The 18,981-nt window shown below is 60.7% G+C and carries 13 protein-coding genes; 6 read left to right on the forward strand and 7 right to left on the reverse strand.

Annotation, left to right across the window (positions count from 1 at the left end; genetic code table 11):
• The first annotated feature begins 28 nt into the window (after window positions 1-28).
• The 6 genes from EDC28_RS11730 to EDC28_RS11755 all read left to right on the forward strand — a co-directional run bounded on the left by EDC28_RS11730 (window position 29) and on the right by EDC28_RS11755 (window position 11,242).
• A complete protein-coding gene (locus EDC28_RS11730) occupies window positions 29-1,063 on the forward strand; it encodes an efflux RND transporter periplasmic adaptor subunit (protein WP_123421723.1) in 1,035 nt (344 codons plus the stop codon).
• Window positions 1,060-4,173 carry an efflux RND transporter permease subunit gene (locus tag EDC28_RS11735; protein ID WP_123421724.1) on the forward strand — a complete coding sequence of 1,038 codons (3,114 nt, stop codon included), beginning with the start codon at window positions 1,060-1,062 and terminating at the stop codon, window positions 4,171-4,173. The genes EDC28_RS11730 and EDC28_RS11735 overlap by 4 nt, the downstream gene beginning before the upstream one ends.
• On the forward strand, window positions 4,166-7,198 hold the full coding sequence (locus tag EDC28_RS11740; RefSeq protein ID WP_123421725.1) for an efflux RND transporter permease subunit: 3,033 nt from the start codon (window positions 4,166-4,168) through the stop codon (window positions 7,196-7,198). Before EDC28_RS11735 ends, EDC28_RS11740 begins: the two co-directional genes overlap by 8 nt.
• 107 nt (window positions 7,199-7,305) lie before the next feature.
• Complete coding sequence (locus EDC28_RS11745) at window positions 7,306-7,536, forward strand: hypothetical protein (RefSeq protein WP_123421726.1); 231 nt, start codon at window positions 7,306-7,308, stop codon at window positions 7,534-7,536.
• 72 nt (window positions 7,537-7,608) lie between these two features.
• Complete coding sequence (locus tag EDC28_RS11750; RefSeq protein WP_123421727.1) at window positions 7,609-10,125, forward strand: hybrid sensor histidine kinase/response regulator; 2,517 nt, start codon at window positions 7,609-7,611, stop codon at window positions 10,123-10,125.
• A complete protein-coding gene (locus tag EDC28_RS11755) occupies window positions 10,097-11,242 on the forward strand; it encodes a response regulator (protein ID WP_050659982.1) in 1,146 nt (381 codons plus the stop codon). The genes EDC28_RS11750 and EDC28_RS11755 overlap by 29 nt, the downstream gene beginning before the upstream one ends.
• Here the strand turns inward: EDC28_RS11755 and EDC28_RS11760 are convergent.
• Genes EDC28_RS11760 through EDC28_RS11790 form a run of 7 tightly spaced genes read right to left on the reverse strand, consistent with a single transcriptional unit; the run spans window position 11,239 to window position 18,977 of the window.
• A complete protein-coding gene (locus tag EDC28_RS11760) occupies window positions 11,239-12,258 on the reverse strand; it encodes a protein-glutamate methylesterase/protein-glutamine glutaminase (protein ID WP_123421728.1) in 1,020 nt (339 codons plus the stop codon). The two genes, EDC28_RS11755 and EDC28_RS11760, sit on opposite strands and share 4 nt — an antisense overlap.
• Entirely contained in the window at window positions 12,255-12,830 is a 576-nt protein-coding gene (locus EDC28_RS11765) for a hypothetical protein (protein WP_050659980.1), read from the reverse strand. Before EDC28_RS11765 ends, EDC28_RS11760 begins: the two co-directional genes overlap by 4 nt.
• Window positions 12,827-13,642, reverse strand: coding sequence for a CheR family methyltransferase (locus EDC28_RS11770; RefSeq protein ID WP_123421729.1), 816 nt, complete (start codon window positions 13,640-13,642; stop codon window positions 12,827-12,829). Before EDC28_RS11770 ends, EDC28_RS11765 begins: the two co-directional genes overlap by 4 nt.
• Window positions 13,627-16,020: an aerotaxis transducer Aer2 gene (aer2, locus tag EDC28_RS11775; RefSeq protein WP_123421730.1), complete on the reverse strand. Its 2,394-nt coding sequence runs from the start codon at window positions 16,018-16,020 to the stop codon at window positions 13,627-13,629. Before aer2 ends, EDC28_RS11770 begins: the two co-directional genes overlap by 16 nt.
• A complete protein-coding gene (locus EDC28_RS11780; RefSeq protein ID WP_050659977.1) occupies window positions 16,011-16,493 on the reverse strand; it encodes a chemotaxis protein CheW in 483 nt (160 codons plus the stop codon). The genes aer2 and EDC28_RS11780 overlap by 10 nt, the downstream gene beginning before the upstream one ends.
• Complete coding sequence (locus EDC28_RS11785; RefSeq protein ID WP_050659976.1) at window positions 16,483-16,935, reverse strand: chemotaxis protein CheW; 453 nt, start codon at window positions 16,933-16,935, stop codon at window positions 16,483-16,485. The genes EDC28_RS11780 and EDC28_RS11785 overlap by 11 nt, the downstream gene beginning before the upstream one ends.
• Before the next feature lie 8 nt (window positions 16,936-16,943).
• Window positions 16,944-18,977: a chemotaxis protein CheA gene (locus EDC28_RS11790; RefSeq protein ID WP_050659975.1), complete on the reverse strand. Its 2,034-nt coding sequence runs from the start codon at window positions 18,975-18,977 to the stop codon at window positions 16,944-16,946.
• Window positions 18,978-18,981: the final 4 nt, after the last annotated feature.

Here is an 18,981-nt window from a genome sequence, read left to right on the forward strand (position 1 = left end):
AGCATCTGCGAACGTTAAGGAACACGTCATGCAAAAGTCTCTTATTGCCCTGAGCCTGGCCCTGGTGCTGAGCGCCTGCTCTTCCGGTGAAGCCACCGCCCTCAAAGACACCCAGGAAAAAACCGTCAAGATCCCGGTCAACGTCGCCACCGTCAAAGTGGCGCCCATGGCGGCCCGCTTTGAAAGCCACGGCACCCTGAGCGCCGAGCACGAAGCCCAAGTGGTAGCAAGGGTGTCGGGCTTGGTGGAGTCTTTCGACATCGAAGAGGGAGACGAGGTGAAGGCCGGGCAGGTCTTGGCCCGCATCGAGCCGGACCGCTACCAGTTCGAACGTGACCGCATGGCCGCCCAGGTACGGTCGGTGTCCCAGGAGCTGGAGCGCACCCGTAACCTCTACGCCAAAAAGCTGGTGAGCGCCGATACCCTGGACAAGCTTGAGCAGTCTTTGGCCGGCCTCAAAGCCCAGTTGGGGCTGACCGAGCTTGATCTGAAATACGCTACCGTCAAGGCGCCCATTAGCGGCACCATCTCGCGCCGCTACATTAAAGCCGGCAACCTGGTGAATCCCGACCAGCCGCTGTTTGATATCGTTCAGCACCAGGATCTGCGCCTGGATATCGCCGTACCGGAGCAATACCTGGGCCAGCTGAAAAACACCCACGGCGCCCACTGCACCTTTGCCGCCCTGCCCGGCCAACGCTTTAACGCCGAAATAACTCGCCTAAGCCCGGTGGTGGACCCTAAAACCGGTACCGCTCGCCTGACCCTGCACCTGGCCAACAGCGACGGCCGGCTGATGCCAGGCATGTTTGCCAACGTACAGATTGAATACAACCTGCACCCCGACGCCCACCTGGTACCGCGCCAGGCCCTTATCAACCAGAACGGCGCCTATAAGCTTTTTGTTATCGAAAACGGCATCGCCAGCCTCAAGACTGTCACCCTGGGTAACGGCGACAAAGATTGGGTGGAGGTCAATGGCCTGACACCGGGCGCCGAAGTGGTCACCCTTGGCCAGCATCACCTCAAGGACAAAGCCGAAGTTGAGGTTATCGCCGGATGAACAGCCTGGTTGCGTTTTCCGTCCGCCGCCCGGTGACGGTGGCCATGATGACCCTGGCGGTGATGCTGTTTGGCATGGTCGCCCTTGGCAAACTGGCGGTGACCTTGCTGCCGGATTTGAGTTACCCAACCCTCACCATTCGCACCGATTACGACGGCGCGGCGCCGCTGGAGATAGAAACCCTCATCTCCAAGCCCGTTGAGGAATCGGTGGGGGTGGTCAAGGGCCTCAAACGCCTGACCTCCTATTCGCGCCCTGGCCGCTCCGATGTGGTGCTGGAGTTCGAGTGGGGCACCGACATGGACTGGGCCAGCCTTGAAGTGCGGGAAAAACTCGACTTGGTATTGCTGCCCCTTGACGTGCAGCCGCCCATTATCCTTCGTTACAACCCCAACCTTGACCCGGTGCTACGCCTGGCCCTAAGTGCCCCCGAGGGCGATTTAAAAGCCCTTCGCAGCTTTGCCGACGACGACCTCAAGCAGCGCCTTGAAGGCATAGACGGCGTGGCCAGCGTGCGCCCCGGCGGTGGCTTGGAGCAGGAAATTCAGATCCTGGTGGACGATACCAAAGCCTCGCAGCTGGGCCTGAGCCTTGCAGGCATTGCCGATCGCCTAAAAGCCGAGAACATTAACCTCGCCGGTGGCCGCATCGAAGACAGTGGCCGCGACCTTTTGGTGCGCACCCTCAACCAGTACACCAGCCTCGATGCCATAGGCGATACCTGGGTGGCCGACGGCGTGCGGCTCAAAGACATTGCCACCGTCAAGGACGGCCACAAGGAGCCGGACGCCATCAGCCGGGTCAACGGCCAGCAGATGATTGAGCTCGCCCTCTACAAAGAAGGGGACGCCAACACCGTGGCCATGGCCACGGCGGTCAAGGCCGCCTTGCCGCGCCTTGAAAAAATGCTGCCCCCCGGCGCCACCCTTACCCTGCTTTACGATCAATCCACCTTTATCGACAACGCCATCAAGGAAGTGATGGACTCGGCCTGGCTTGGCGGCCTGTTGGCGATGCTGGTGCTGTACCTCTTTTTACGGGATTTCAAAGCCACCGCCATTATCTCCCTGGCCATTCCGGTATCGGTTATCGCTACCTTCAACCTGATGCTGTTCGAGCATGTCAGCCTGAACATCATGTCCCTGGGGGGGCTCGCCCTGGCGGTGGGCATGCTGGTGGATAACGCCATCGTGGTGCTGGAAAACGTAGCCCGTTACCGGGCCCAGGGGCTTTCTCCCTTGGAAGCGGCCCACAAGGGCGGCACCGAGGTCGCTGGCGCCATTACCGCCTCTACTCTTACCTCGCTGGCGGTATTCGTGCCGCTGGTGTTTGTTGAAGGCATTGCCGGCCAGCTGTTTCGCGACCAGGCCCTGACCGTGACCTTTGCCCTGTCGGTATCCTTACTGGTGGCACTGAGCCTTATTCCGATGCTGGCCGCCCGTGGCAAGCATGCGGATACCGTAAAAAGTGCCCCGCCCCTTCGCCGCCGCGCCTTGCCGCTGATGTGGCTGCTGGCCGCCTTTTACTGGCTGTGGCGCCAGGCAGGCCGCCTGCTAGGCTTGCTGTTCTGGCCGCTGCGAAGCGCCTTTGGCGCAGGCTTTAATGGCCTTGCTAAGAGCTACAACACGCTGCTGCCCCGTTGCCTGACCCGGCCCTGGTTGACCCTTGGGGCACTGGTGTTGGTGGTGGGTACCTGCGGCGCCCTGGCCACCCGCTTGCCGGTGGCCTTGCTGCCAAACCTTGCCCAGGGCGAATTCTTTTTAGACCTCACCTTGCCGGCCGGCGCTCGCCTGGAAGACACCGATAAGGCCCTCGATCAGTTAGCGCAGGTATTGAAAGACGACCCTCGGGTAAAACACGCCTACACCCAAGCAGGCGGCGCCTTGCTGGCCAACCAGGGGGCGGCGGACAACAGGCCCAACAAGGGTCGCCTGAACGTGGTGCTGAACCACAGCAGCGACGAAACGCAGGTGATAGATAAAATCCGCCAAGCGCTGGATCTGCGGCCCGGCGTGGAAGGCCAGTTCAACCGCCCGGCGCTCTTTAGCTTCAACCAGGATTTGAGCATCGAAATAAGCGGCCATAACCTCGATAGCCTGGCCACCGCATCACGGCTGGTGGCAGCGGGCCTTGAGAGCCAAAGCCGCTTTACCGACATCAAGGCGGCGCTGGCCAGTGGCCAACCGGAGCTGACCGTGGATTTTGACCACGCCCGCCTGGCAAGCCTCGGCCTTACCGCGCCACAAGTGGGCCACCGCATTGCCGACAAGGTCAAAGGGGCGCTGGCCTCCCAGTACCAACTGGATGACCGCAAAATCGACATGCTGGTGCGCCTGGACGACAGCCACCGCGACGAAGTGGCAGACGTGGCCGGGCTTTGGATAACCCCGCAGCTGCCGCTCTCGGCAGTGGCCAAGGTCAGCCAGCGTATGGGCCCAAGCGAAATTACCCGTATTGATCAGTCGCGGGTTGCCCTGGTGGACGCCGCCATCGCCCAAGGCGACTTAAAAGAGGGCGAACAGGCCGCCAAGGCCGTGATTGCCAACCTCAAACTGCCCCCCGACGTGCACTTGGAGCTCGGCGGCCAGAGCGGCGAGCGCCAGGCGGCGTTCTCGTCCCTCGAAGCGGCGCTACTGGTGGCGATTTTCCTGGTGTACCTGGTGATGGCCTCGCAGTTTGAGTCCTTTATCCAGCCGCTGCTGATTCTGGTGACTGTGCCCTTGGCCGGTGCCGGCGCCGCCTTGGGGCTGTGGCTGACCAACACGCCGCTGTCGGTGGTGGTGTTTATCGGCCTTATCATGCTGGCCGGCATTGTGGTCAATAACGCCATCGTGCTGATTGACCGGGTCAACCAGCTGCGCGCTGAAGGCGCGGCCCTGCAAAGCGCCATCATTCAATCGGCCCAAAGCCGGCTGCGCCCCATCGTCATGACCACCCTGACCACGGTACTGGGGCTACTGCCCATGGTATTGGGCTTTGGCGACGGCAGTGAAGTGCGGGCGCCCATGGCCATCGCGGTGATGTCGGGGTTGGTGTTTGCCACCTTGCTGACCCTGATTGTGCTGCCGGTACTGCTTAAGATCACCAGCCGGGAGAGCGCTCATGAATAACGCCGCCGCTCGCCTTGCCAGCCTGTCGTTAAAGCGCCCGGTAACGGTGCTGATGGTGTCTATTTCCATGTTGATGATGGGCTTTCTCGCCTCTCGCTGGTTGCCGCTGGAGATGTGGCCGGGCATCGAGATCCCGCAAATCAGCGTGCAGGTCCCCTACGCCAACGCGACCCCTCAGGAAGTGGAAACCAACATCACCCGCCCCATAGAGGAGGCCCTGGCGGGACTTTCCGGGGTCAAGGAGATGAAATCCGAGTCCACCAGCGACGGCGCCTCTATCCAGATGGAGTTCGACTGGGCCACCAACGTCAACGCAAAAAGCATTGAGGCCCGCGAGCAGATTGACAGCATCCGCCACCTGCTGCCCAAAGACGTCGAAAGGGTGTTTGTGGTGCAGTTCTCAACCAGCGACATGCCGGTATTGACCCTGCGCCTTTCCGGCAAGACCGACTTTGCCACCGCCTATGAGCTGTTGGACCGTGAACTAAAGCGCCCCCTGGAGCGGCTACCGGGAGTGTCGAAGGTGCAGCTTTATGGCGTCGACAAGCCGGAGCTGAAAATCGACCTTAGCGCCGAGCGCCTCTACGCCATGTCCCTAAGCCCGCTGGCAGTGGCCAAACGGCTGCAGGCGGCCAACTTTCAACTGGCGGCGGGCAACATTTATGGCGCCCACCAGCAATGGCTGGTGCACCCCAACGGTACTTGGCTAAGCCCCAAAGACGCCGGCGATATCTACCTCACCCCCGCCGTGCAGCTAAAAGATGTGGCCAATATCAGCGTTGGCGAGCCCGAGCGCCGTGAAGGCCGCCATTTTGACCAGACCTACGCCGTCGGCCTTGATGTCTACAAGGAGTCCGGCGCCAACCTGGTGGATGTGGCCGGTGAGGTGCTCAAGGTCATCAAGGACGCCGAGCACAACCCGGCGCTCGATGGGGTGCGCCTGTACGTGATGGAAAACCAGGCCCAGTCGGTGCAGGACTCCCTGTCTGGCCTGTTGCAATCGGGCATGGTGGGAGCGGCGCTGTCGGCCCTGGTGCTTTTTGCCTTTTTGCGCCGCTTTGCCATGACCGCCGTGGTGGTGCTGTCGGTGCCCTTTGCCATCTGCCTGACCCTGGCGGTGATGTACTTCATGGGGCTGAGCCTCAATATCTTGTCGATGATGGGGCTGATGCTGGCAGTAGGTATGCTGGTGGACAACGCCGTGGTGGTGGTGGAGTCCATCGCTACCGAGCGGGCCCGGGGCTTGAGTGGCGATGAGGCGGTGACCGAAGGGGTGAACAAGGTGGCGCTGGCCATGGCGGCCGGCACCTTGACCACCGCCATTGTGTTCCTGCCCAACCTCTTTGGCGCCAAGATTGAGCTGACGGTGTTTCTAAAGCATGTATCGGTGGCCATCTGCATTTCCCTGGCCGCCTCCTTGCTGCTGGCCATTACCCTCATTCCACTGCTCACTAAGCGCTATTCAGGCAAGGCGCCAATCGCGGCGAAAACACCGGCCCGTTACCTTAAAGCCCTGCGCTGGCTGCTGGCGCGGCCGCTAAGGGCCTGGCTGCTGTTTATCCTGCTGGGAGCCTCGACCTTCCTGCCCCTGAGCCAGTTGCCCTCCGACGACGGCTATGACGGCGACGACAAACAGCTGTATATCTCCATGGCGCTGCCCGGCGAGTTTCCCCTGGCCATGGTAGAGGCGGAGGTGACCCGCATGGAAACCTACATCTACGCCCACAAGGACGAGTTGGGGGTAGACAGCGTCTACTCCTACTACGCCCCCTCTGAAGCCACCCTCACCTTGCTGCTGGCAAAACCGGCGGTGATGCCAAGGGACGCCCTTAAAAAGACCCTGCGCGAGCATTGGCCCAAAACCGCCCTGGCCCGGCCCCAATTTGGTTGGTCTAACGGCGGCGGCGACGGCGTACGCCTGACCTTGCAAGGGCCATCCAGCGAGCGGCTGCGGGCACTCGCTGGTGAATTAGTGCCCCAGCTTGCCACCATCAAGGGGCTGACCGACGTGCGGGCCGACCAAGACGCCCTGGCCCGGGAAATTCGCATCTACCCCATCGCCGAGCGCCTGGACGCCCTGGGCCTTAAAGCCGACACCGTGGCCCAGCAAATTAGCCTCGCCCTTCGCGGCGCTCCGGCCAGAACCCTGCGTAACGACCAGGGGGAAACCGATGTCACCCTCTATAGCGACCATCAAAGCCACCGGGATCTCGCCATGCTAAAAAGGCTGCCGGTGGGGCTCAGTGACGGCAAACTCATTCGCCTGGAGCAGGTGGCTCGCATCGAAGAGCAGCCTCAGGTGGGCGCCATCAAACGCTACGACCGCCAGACCACCGTGGCCATCGGCGCCAACTTGGAGAAGCTACCGCTGTCTGAGGCTCGCCAGCAGATCAGCGCCATGATGGCGCAGGTGGCCCTGCCGCCCGGCTATCGCTGGAGCCTGGATGGCCGCTTTAAAAACCAAGATGAAGGCCAGCAGGCAATGATGGTCAACATGCTGCTGGCGCTGGTGATGATCTACATCGTGATGGCGGCGCTGTTTGAGTCGGTGCTGATGCCACTGGCCATCATCACCGCCATCTTCTACTCCATGACCGGCGCTTTCTGGGCGTTCTGGCTGACCGGCAACCCCATGACCATCATGGGCATGATTGGTCTGCTGGTGCTGATGGGCATCGTGGTGAACAACGGCATTGTGCTGGTGGACCGCATCAATCAGCTTAAAGATCAGGGCCCGCTTGGGGAGATGATTGTCACCGCCTGCGGCGAGCGGCTTCGCCCCATCTTGATGACGGTGGCCACCACGGTGCTGGGGCTGGTGCCGCTGGCCCTTGGCGGTACCCGCATCGGCGGCGGCGGCCCCAGCTACGCCCCCATGGCCATCGCCATTATCGGCGGCCTGCTGCTCTCAACCCTGGTCAGCCTGTTTCTGGTTCCCCTTTGTTACCAGAGCCTGACCGGCCTTCGCCGCCGCTGGCGCGAGGTGAGCAGCCACGCCCGCCTCAAAGTAGGCATCAGCGGATAAAAAAAGGGCCAACCGGCCCTTTTTTCCGCAAAGCATGATAGACAGGATGATCCGGTCAGGAATGCATTACGTAGCGCTAAAGCACCTTTTAACAAGGAACGTTGACCATGCCATTTCAAGACCGCCACCACTGCCGCCAATGTCGCCAGCGGCGCGAACAAAAAAGTGCCCTCTTTAACCTCTCCGGTAATGTGCACCTGCTGCTGTTTTTAGCAACGGGCGGTCTGTGGCTGCTGGTGATGCTGGCTGGGTATGTGCTGCGCCCGTTGCAGGAGCGGCTTACCGGCTGGTACTGCGCTTCTTGTCAGGGCCACAGAGAAAAGCTGCTTTTGCCCTGAAATCAGGCACTTTTTTTGAAAAATAGCTAATCGCTTCCATACTTTGGCTCAGATCCCAAGGAACGGAATGCGATGGCGGGCCTCTTCCCTAAACTCATTACCTTGCGCTGGCAACCGGGCCAGCCATCGGTTTGCCTCGAGCAAGACGGCCAGCCCCGGACCTTATCGGTCAAATCCTTCTTTCGCCAATGCTTTCAAAGCCATGCCACGGCCGTGCTGCGGGCCCTTCGCCTGCAACTGGCCAGCCACAACCAGGCGGTACTGGAATCCCAAGACGAGCATCACCACCACTGGCTGTCGGCCATTGTCGATAACCAGCAGGTGCAGTTGCAGGTGATGACCACCCTTGCCGGGCGCGACAGCACCCTTTTGCAGATGGCTGACGAGCTGTGCGGCATTGGGTATTGGCACTGGCAGCTGCGGGACAACCGTTTTTTCTGGTCGCCCCAGATCTATCAAATTCACGGCCTGCCCCCCAGCCACCCGGTAACCCTGGACGATACCCTGAGCCACTATCACCCCGAGGATCAGCCCCAGCTGCGCGCCTTGATGGCCGAAGTGACCGCCGGGCCGGTGCGCCGCCAGTTCCAAGGGCGCATCCAGCGGGCCGACGGCCAGTGGCGGCGCGTCAGCGTCAAAGGGGTGTCGGTCAGCAGCGATGGCGGCGCCGTCACCGACGTATTCGGGGTGGTCCAAGACATCACCCACCACCAGCAAAGCCAGGCCAAGATGCACCGCCTGGCACTGGTGGCTGCCCAAACCGCCAGCGGCGCCCTGATTTGCGACAAGCAGCGCCGGGTGGAATGGCTCAACTCGGCCTTCGAGCGGCTCACCGGCTATGGCCTGGACGATCTCTACCAAAAGCGGCCCCGGGATTTTCTGGCCGGCACCGGTACCGATCCGGCGACCTTGGAGCGGGTTGGCCAGGCCATGGAGAGGCACCAACTGTTCCAGGGCGACCTGCTCAATTACCGAAAAGACGGCACCCCTATCTGGCTTAACCTCTCCATTACCCCCATCTACCACGAGATGCAGCACGACGGCTTTGTGGTGATCGTCAACGACGTGTCGGCGCGGCGCGCCAGCGAGGACAGGCTGCGGCTTTACGAGCAAGCCTTCGACCAAGCAAGCCTTGGGCTGCTGTTTTTGCACCAGCAAAACGGCCAGCTGCGGGTTAAAGAAGCCAACGGCGCCGCCAAGGAGCTATTGGCCGGCCCCAGCCACAGCTTGGTGGACATGCCCTTTCCGGGGGATTTTTTCGTCAGAGCGCCCCTTGAGCTGATGGAAACCGAAGGCGAAAGCCTCGAGCTCAGCCCCCGGCGCGCCCCGGACGACAGCCTGCAACTGATTCACACGCCGCTGATAAGGCCAGGGCAGGCGGCCTACCGGCTGGTTATCCTGCGCGACACCACCGAGCAGCGCCGCACCGAGCGGCTGCTGGCCCACAACCAACGCATGGAGTTGATTGGCCAGTTGGTGTCGGGCATTGCCCATGATTTCAACAACATCATTGGCATCATCCAAGGCAATCTGGAGCTGCTGGCCGGGCGCTTGGACGCCGAACACCCGGGCATGCGAAGTGTCGACAAAGCCCTCAAGGCCGCCAGCCGCGCCTCCACCCTCACCCGCCGCCTGACCCAGTTTTCCCGCCAGGAGCCGGTCAACAACGAACAGGTGGAAGCCTATCAGCTGCTGCTGGAGGCAGAAGAGCTGCTGTCCCCCAGCCTTGGCAAACACATTGCCCTGGAGATTGAGCTAGATACCCAAAGCGGCTCGGTGAAGGTGGACCGAGGCGATTTTACCGACGCCATCGTTAACCTTGCCATCAACGCCCGGGATGCCATTGGCGACAAAGGCACCATCCGCCTTAGTTGCATGCCGGTGCTGCTGGGTAGCCATATTCCGGGCCTGGAAGCTGAAATCAAACCGGGCTCCTACGTCGAATTTGGGGTCAGCGACGACGGCGAAGGCATTGCGCCCGCCATCATGGACAAAATTCTCGACCCCTTTTTTACCACCAAGCCCAAAGGCCAGGGCACGGGGCTTGGGCTGTCTATGGTCTATGGCTTTGTCAAACGCTCAAAAGGCTACCTGCAGGTGCGATCCGAGCCTGGCCAAGGCACCCAAATTCATATCTGGCTGCCGCAAAGCACCAGCGGCCAGCCGCGGCCACAAGCGGATGACCGCCACCTCGACGCCCTCAAAGGCAAAAAGCTGCTGTTGGTGGACGACGAGAACGACTTGTTGCAGGTGATAACCGACCAACTGAGCCTACGCGGCTTTGCCATCAGTGCTTTTGACGACCCCTTGAAAGCACAAAAGGCCATGGCCGACACCGCCTTTGATCTGCTGCTTTGCGACGTGGAAATGCCGGGGCTGTCTGGTTTTGAACTGGCCGAAGCCTTTATGCGCTGCCAGCCGGGCAAGCCGGTGTTGCTGATGTCCGGTTTTGTATTTTCAGTGCCGCCGCACCTGGCTCACCTGCCGCGGCTAAGCAAACCGGTGTCTGTGACCCGGCTGCTGGGCTATCTGGTTACTCTGCTCAACAAACGGGAAGCTTATGGACAACCACATTCTTGTCGTGGATGACGACCCCCAATTTCGCGAACTGGCCCTGGAGATCCTAGACGGCAAAGCCGCCCGCCTGGCCGCCGTTGCCAATGCCACCGAGGCCCAGGCCTATTGTGAGGAGCTGGACCCGGACATCATCATCTTGGACTTGTCCCTGCCCGACGAAGACGGCATTAGCCTGGCCCCCAAGCTGGTGGCAGAGCACCGGGCGGTGATTTTTGTCTCAGGCCACAGCGACATGGAAAAACGCATTCAGGCCTGGCAGGCAGGGGCGGCGGATTTTATCGCCAAGCCCTTTGCGGTGGCCGAATTTGTGGCAAGGGTCGAGCATTGCAGCCAATACCTGGCCAGCAAAAAGCGCTTGAGTGAAAAGGAAGCCAAGTCCCGGGCCATGGCCTTTGCCTCCATGAAGGAGGCCTCCCAGTACGGCTTTATTACCCAGTTTCTGAAAAAACTGATGGCCTGCCAGAACGAGGAGCAGCTGGCGGATTTGTTTTTCGCCGCCACCGATTTTTTTGCCTTCAAGGCGAGCCTGTGTTTTCACAAAGACGACGAGCTGCTCTTTTTCGGGCCTTGCCGCCAGCCGGTCAGCCCCATAGAGCAGAACATCTTCAGGCTGCTGATAAGCGAAGGCAGGCTCTACCCCTTTCAGAGCCGGTTGATGGTCAACGACCAGCATGTGTCCTTTTTGGTTAAAGACATGCCCCAGGATGACGTGGAATCGGGCAAGCTACGGGACGTGGTGGCAGTACTGGTGGAAGGGATGGAGGCTAAATGGCGTGACCTGCATCGCCAGCGCACCATGTCCAACATGGTCGATGCCTTGCAGCACTCTATGACTGAACTAGCCGATACCATTCGCCAATACGACAAGCGCCTGGAAAGCCTGATTGGCGATCTCAACAACGAAATTCGCATGAGCTTTCACATCTTGGAACTCAACGAGCAGCAGGAGGCCTTTTTCAGCGGCCTAATCGAAAAAGGCGCCGAGACCTTGCGCGATACCGAAGGAGATTTGCGCGAGCTGCAGGTGCGGCTCAAAACCATGCTCGATGCCGCCAAGACCGCCATCGCCCTGGAGCAGGCCACCGCCCCGCCCCCTCAGGCCGAAGACGACGACGTGGAGCTGTTCTAGGCTTTGAGCAGCTCCAAGGTGCGGGCCGCCAGGGTGTCCAAATCCCCCTGGGCACTTGCGGCCCCCAGCTCCCAAGCCGCCCTTGGCATGCCCCACACCACCGAGCTTGCTTCATCCTGCACCCAGGTGGTGGCGCCGCCGTTTTTGAGCGCCAGCATGCCGTCGGCGCCGTCGCGGCCCATGCCGGTCAGCAGCAGCGCCAGCATCTTACTGGGGCCGGCGCTGGCGGCGCTGGCAAAGAGCACGTCCACCGCCGGGCGGTGGCGGCCGACCGGTTCGTCGTCAAAAACCTGGGCCACCAGCTTGCCGTTTTTACGCACCAGTCGCATGTGCCGGTCACCGGGGGCCACCCACACCTCACCGGCTTTGATGGCGGTGTCCCGCTCCAGTTCGGCGACATCGAGGGGGGTCAGGCTATCGAGGTGGCGGGTAAAGGCGCTGGAGAAGAAGGGACGGATATGCTGAACGATAAGAATGGGTGGCATGGTGGCCGGCCACTGGCACAACACCCTTTTTACCGCTTCGGTGCCGCCGGTGCTGGCGCCAATCAAGATGGCGTCGAGTTTGCGGGTGTTGATGCCGAAGGTAGCCCTATTGGGCAGGCTGCGCTGCTGCTGCAGGTTGGCAGACGCCGCCGCCTTGACCTTGTCCCTAAGGAGCTCGCTGTAGGCCACCAGCGCCGAGGTAGCGCCGGCACTGGGCTTAGGCACGTAATCGATGGCCCCCAGCTCCAGCGCTTCGAGGGTCACATCGGCGCCGTGCTGAGTCAGAGTTGAGACCATCACCACCGGCATCGGCCTTAGCCGCATCAGGTTTTTTAAAAAGGCCAGGCCGTTCATTTTCGGCATTTCGATATCGAGGGTCAGCACATCGGGCTTTAGTGCCTTGATGGCATCGCGGGCCTCGAAAGGGTCGGCCGCCTCCCCCACCACGGTGATGTCCGGGTCCTTTTCCAGAATGTCGCTGATAAGGGCCCGCATCAGCTGCGAATCGTCCACCACCAGCACCCTGATCATGAGAACAGCTCCACGGCCTTGGGTTGGCCCGCGCCACGTTTAGCCAGCGCCTCTTCCCTTACTTGCAAGGTGTCATTGGCCAGGCGTTTAAGCTGCTTTATCCAGGCAAGTCCGGTCGCAGGCTCAAAAAGTACCTTGCGAGGGTAAAGGCCCCCCAGGGATTCCCCCACCAGTGCCAGCCGCTCCCGGGCCACAAAGCGTTTGACAAAATCCACGTTCATATCGCCGACATTTCCTTGTCCAAATACCTGCCCGCCGCCAGCCAGCTTGACCTGCAACCGGCTGCGGGCAGCGCCGAGATGCAACAGGCCGTTGATAAGGCTCTCCATGGCATGAACGCCATACCGGTTACTTTGGGACAGCGGCCCCATGCTGCCTTTGTCTTCCGGCAACATGAAGTGGTTAAGGCCGCCGACCTTGGCCACCGGGTCCCAGATACAGGCGCAAACGCAGGAGCCCAAAGTGGTGGCCACCAGCTCTTCGCCGCCGGTAACGTAAAACTCCCCCGGCAGTACCTTGACCATCAGTCGTTGCCGGGTGGGGTCGAAAAAACAATTAACGGCCACAGTCACCCGGCCACCTTCTGGTAAATGGTCTTGCCGATAGACACAAAATCTCGCTGGGCTTTATCCAACCCCTCGGCATGACCCAGTAGCAGGTAGCCGCCCGGTTTAAGCTGCTGGCAAAAGCGGGTTACCAGCCGGTTTTGGGTTGGTTTATCAAAGTAAATCATGACGTTGCGGCAAAAAATCACATCAAAGCTCTGCTTGAAGGGCCAGGGGCCAATCAGGTTGAGTTGCCGAAAGCTCACCCTTGCCCTGAGCGCCCGGCTGGGCTGCATCAAACCGCTATGGCGGCCGGTGCCTTTTAAAAAGGTCTGCTTGAGGATGCCTGGCGGAATGTTGGCCGCCTCGTTGATGTCGTAAAAGCCGGTCTCGGCGGTATGGAGCACCTGGGTGTTGAGATCGGTGGCGAGGATACGGTCTTGCTCCCGGCCAAGGGCAACCAGCTGCGCGGCAATGGAATACGGCTCCTCGCCCGTTGAGCAAGCGGCCGACCAAACCCGTAGAGGTTCACTGTGGCCCGCCGCCAGTTCTGCCAGAAAATCAAAGTGATGGCTTTCTCGAAAGAACTGGGTTTTGTTGGTGGTCAGGGCATTAACAAAATGGACCTGCTCGTCGCGGCTGCTGTCCAAAAAGCGCAGGTACTGGGAGAAATCCCCCAGCCCCAACTCGCGAATGCGCCGGCTAAGGCGGCTGTAGACCATTTTGTCTTTTTGGTCCGACAGCCTAATTCCCGCCATATCGAAGATACGGCTGCGCACAAAGGCAAAATCCTCGGCGGTAAAGGCAAAGCCGTCAGCCGGGTTTAGAAGGCTTCCCATTCCTCACCCTCATCGGCCAGCTTGGCTTTGCTGGTTTTAGCGTTACTGGCACTGGCCTTGGCTTTGACCTTGGCCGCAGGCGCCGTTCTTTTGGCGGCCACCACCGGCGGGGTTTGCTCAAGCATTTCGCCGTTGAAAAACGCCATCAGCTGCACCAGCTGCCGCGCTTCATCCAGTAGCGACTCGGACGAAGCGGCCGCTTCTTCCACCAAGGCGGCGTTTTGCTGAGTCATTTCATCCATCTGGGTAACGGCGCGGGTGACTTCATCGATGCCGGTGGCCTGCTCCTGGCTGGCGATGTCGATTTCCTTCATCAGTTTGGTGACTTCTTCAACGGCGGTGACGATTTCGGTCAACCTGTGCCCAGAGTCGCCCACCAGCTTGGAGCCCTGAGACACCTTGGCCACCGAGTCTTGAATCAGGGCCTTGATTTCCTTGGCGGCGCCGGCGCTGCGCTGCGCCAAGTTACGCACCTCCGAGGCCACCACCGCAAAGCCGCGGCCCTGCTCACCGGCGCGGGCCGCTTCCACGGCGGCGTTAAGGGCCAGCAGGTTGGTCTGGAAGGCTATCTCGTCAATCACGCCGATAATGTCGGCGATTTTGCGGCTGGCGCTTTCGATTTCGGTCATGGCGCCAACCGCCTGGGTGACCACTTCGCCGCCGTCACGGGCGCGGCCCATGGCCTCCTGGGCCTGGCGGCTTGCCAGCCGCGCGTTGTCGGCGCTGTTTTTCACCTGGGCAGAGAGCTCTTCCATGCTGGCGGCAGTTTCTTCGAGGCTGGAGGCCTGCTCTTCGGTGCGTTGTGACAAGTCGTTGTTGCCCTGGGCGATTTCGGTGGAAGCATTGGTCACCTTGGCGGAGGCGGTGTTGATTTGTGCCACCATGTCCCGAAGGTTCTCAATGGAGGTATTGACCGCTGTTGCCAAGCGGCCGAATTCGCCGCCAAAGCGGTCTGACATGGTTTGGTTCAAATCCCCCTGGGCCATGGCACTCATCACTTCGATGCTGTCGCTGATAGGGGTCACGATGGCTTCGAGGAGGCTGTTAATGCCCTCCCCCAGGTTTTTCATAAAGCCCTGGTATTGGGAGACATTGATGCGCTCGGTCAGCTCGCCTTCGGTAGCCTTGGCAATCAGCGACGCCACCTGGCGCTGGGCGTCCTGCACCTCGGTGATATCCAGCCACTGCACGGCGGTGCCGATATGCTTGCCGCCGCCGTCGCGCATAGCGATCACAATAAGCTCAAACTCCAGCTCGCCAACCCGGATATTGGCGCTGTGCGGCAGGCGGTCGGGGTCGTTGATGATGCCGCGCTGGTGGCGCGGGTTTTTGTGGAAGCAGTCGATGTTCTCGCCGAGCAGTTTGGCCACTTCAAAGCCCGGGAAGATCTGGGCAAGCGCCGCTTCACGGCTTTTGAGCAGTTTCTCCAATGAGGGGTTCATAAAAACGATGCGCCCGTCCAAGTCCGCCATCATCAGGTTGGTGGTCATGCCCATTACCGCCGAGGTCAACCGCCCCACTTCCAGCTGCCGGGCCCGCTCGGCGGTTACGTCCCGCCACTCCAGGGTGTTACCGATATAGCCGCCTTTGGCATCAAAGATGGTGGAGACATTGAGCTCAATCAGCACATCGTCGATGCGAATATCGGTGCGATACGGCAGGTTGTCAGGATTGGCCAGCAGCTTGCGCTGGTGCTCCGGGCGCTGGTGAAACTCGTCGATGCAGCGGCCCATCAACCAGCTTGTCTCGGCCTTGAAATCGGGCCAGACCTTACGGAATTTGTCCTGGTGGCTGGTAAAAAGGTCCAGGGACGACTGGTTGACATAGGTAATGAGAAAATCCCGGTCAATGGTGACAATCGCAGTCTGTACCTGATCAACGGTGGAGCGCAGCCTGGCGATGTCCCCTTCCTGGCGCCGAAGCCCGGTGACATCGGCCCACTCGAGGCTTGAGCCCACGTACTGGCCGTCGCCGTCCATGATGGCGCCTACGGTCAGCTCAAGCTTGAGCGGCCCGATGGTGATGTCGGTTTGATACGGCAAATTGTTCGGATCGCTCAGCAGCTTGCGCTGGTGGGCCGGCTCCTTGTGAAAGCCGTCGATGCAGCGGCCCATCAGAAAATCGTTGCTGGCCCGAAAATCCGGCCAGATGCTTTGAAACACCCTTTCGTTCTTTTTGAAAAGCTCCAGGCTCTGGCGGTTGAAGTAGGTGATGCGAAGGTCTCTGTCGACAATCATCATGGCGGTCTGGGTGGAGTCCAGCGCCGCCTTGAGGTGGGCCTTGCTGATGCCTTTGTCGTCGTCCCGCCGGGAGCCCAGGCGGCCACTTTGGCGAGAGAACAGTTGACCGAGTTTTTTGATGGATACGGTTACGGACATGAGGGACTCTCCTCCTCTGAGAGGGCGCTGTCGACCAGCGTGAAGATCTCGTCAAGATCAAAAAGATGCTGAACATCCAACAGCAGCAGCATGTCGTCGTTGATGGCCATGACGCCTTTGATGGCGCCCTGGATAAGCTGTTTACCCATGGGGGGCGGCGCTTTGAGTTGGGTATCGCCGGGTTGCACCACATCGGCCACGGCGTCCACCACCAAGCCCAGCAGCGGCCCTTGTGGCTGCTGCACCACAATCACCACGGTGGTGGTGTCGATAGTTGTCTGGCCAAGGCCCAGGCGCCAACCGAGATCCACCACCGGCATCGGTTCGTCTCGCAGCATCACCAGCCCTAAAAGGTGGCGGGGGGCATCGGGTACCTTGCGCGTTTTTTGCCAGCCGCGAATCTCCCGCACCACCGAGATGGGCAGGGCAAACAGCTCATTGGCGCAAAGAAAGGTCAGTAATTCAGGCTGCATGGTCGCCCTCCTGGCAAGGCAGGGAGTCAAGATCCATCAGGGCGTCGACATCCAACACCGCGATCACCTGGCCCTGGTGGCGAATAAGGGTGTCTAAAAACGGCAATACGCTGTTGTGGCCGCTAAGGCGCGCTGGCACCGCGTCCTGGCCGGCAAGGCTTAAAACATCGGCCACCGCGTCCACCACCAGCCCCATCAACCGCTCTTCACCGTTGCCGAGGATCAAGGTCACGGTATTGGCATCTACCTCGGCTGAGCCAATACCAAAGCGCAGCCGAAGGTCGAGGATGGGCACTATCATGCCGCGAAGGTTTATCACCCCGCACACGTAGTCGGGGACAGCCGGCAGCCGGGTTGGCGCCGACCACACGCGAATTTCCCTCACTCGCAGGATATCCACCGCGAAACGTTCATTGCCAAGTACGAAGGTCAGGCATTCCATATGGCCTCCTAGGCGGCGCTGATGGCGTCACTGTCGCCCTGCTGGCCCACATGCAGGGCAACCAGGGCCGGAACATCGAGGATAAGGCAGACTTGGCCATCGCCGAGGATGGTAGCGCCAGAGATGCCGGGCAGACGCCGAAAGTTCTGCTCCAACGACTTGATGACCACCTGCTGCTGCGCCAACAGGGCATCCACCACCAGCCCCAGTTTGCGCCCGGCCGCTTCCACTACGCACAAAAGCGGCATCGCCCCCGGCTCGCCCCGGGTGCCCAGCAGCTGCGAGAGCCACAGCACCGGCAGCATCTGCTGGCGAAGCTGGTAAAACACCACGCCACCGCCGGCTTTTAACAGGCATTGCGGGTCCAGTTTCAACGATTCGACAATGTTGATAAGGGGAATGACAAAAAGCTCTTCTCCCACCGCCACCAACTGGCCGTCGAGGATGGCCATGGTGAGCGGCAGACGGATGCGAAACAGGGTGCCGCGGCCAAGCTGGGACTGGATCTCCACCGAGCCTCCCAACTCGCTGATATTGCGTTTGACCACATCCATGCCGACCCCGCGCCCGGAAAGGTCGGATACCGCTGCTGCCGTGGAAAAGCCCGGCGCAAAGATAAGGTCGAACACCTGGGCGTCACTGAGCTCGTCAAGGCGCCGGTCACGGGTCAACGGCAGCGCTTTTTCGCAAGCCTTTTGCCAGAGCTTGTCGCGGCTAAGGCCTGCGCCGTCATCCTGGATGTCGATAACCACATTGCCCCCTTCGTGGCGGGCCGATAGGGTCAGGGTGCCGCCGGGCGCCTTGCCCTTTTGGCAGCGAAGCTCCGGGGTCTCAATGCCGTGGTCAAGGGCGTTTCGCACCATGTGCACAAGAGGGTCGGTAATGCGCTCAAGCACGGTTTTATCCAGCTCGGTCTGCTCCCCAACCAGTTTGAGGTTCACCTCTTTACCCAACTGCTGGCTGATGTCCCTGACCAACCTCGGAAAACGGTTAAAGGCAAAGCTGATGGGCAGCATGCGTATGCCAAGCACACTCTCTTGCAGCGCCTTGGTGTTGTTTTTTAAAAGCGACAATCCCTTGGCAAAGCGCTCCTGGGTATCAAGCCCGTCAATGCCTTCAAGGGATGCCAGCATCGACTGGGTAATAACCAGCTCGCCAACCAGGTTGATGAGTTGGTCAATCTTGCGAATATCAATGCGGATACTTTGCTCGGCGGCCACGGCCCGGGCGGGCGCGGTTTTGTCGGCTGAGGCTGAGATTGCGCTAGCGGTTGCGGCAGGCGCCACTTCCGGGGCCTCTGCCTGCGGCTCGGCAAGCGCGGCGCCGCTTTGCGCCGTTGGCGCCTGGCGAGTCAGCACAACGTCGCACTCGTCTTCCACCCAGTCGAAAATCTCGATGATGTCTTGGCGGGCAATGTCTCCCGGGCCGGTCAAGGTCCAGCTCAGGTAACAAAGCTGGGGGTCAAAATCGTCGTCATAGAGCTTGCCGAAATTGCACTGGCTGGCCACCAGGCCAAGCTCGGCCAGTTCACGCAGCAGCCGCACCGGGTCATTACCGCTGGCAAGAATATCGCTGTAGGGAGTAAACACCAGTTGCCAGGGGCTGTGGCCGTCGTCTAAGGGCTCCGCCGTGGCAGCGGCCACTTCAGAGTCTGCGGCCCCCAGCGCCGCTTCGAGCTGCGCACTGACCGAGGCGGCATCCGGGCTTTGGCCGGTGCCACCGGCGGCGGCATCGTCGCGCATCCTGGCAATCACATCGGTGGCTTTTAGCATCAAGGCCACCAGTGCTGGGGTTGGCTGGCGCTTGTGGCTACGCAGCTCATCGAGCAGGGTTTCGAGATGATGGGTAAAGCGGCTCATCTCACCTAGGCCAAAGGTCCCTGCCCCGCCCTTGATGGAATGGGCGGCGCGGAAGACTTTGTTGATGGCGTCGTCATCGGTAAGGCCGGCTTCCATGGCCAGCAATTCGGCTTCCAGTACATCCAGGTTCTCTGCGCACTCTTGTAAGAAGATCTGGCGAAAACGCTCCATGTCCAGTTCCATTGCG

It is taken from the genome of Gallaecimonas pentaromativorans (assembly GCF_003751625.1).
Lineage (GTDB): Bacteria > Pseudomonadota > Gammaproteobacteria > Enterobacterales > Gallaecimonadaceae > Gallaecimonas > Gallaecimonas pentaromativorans.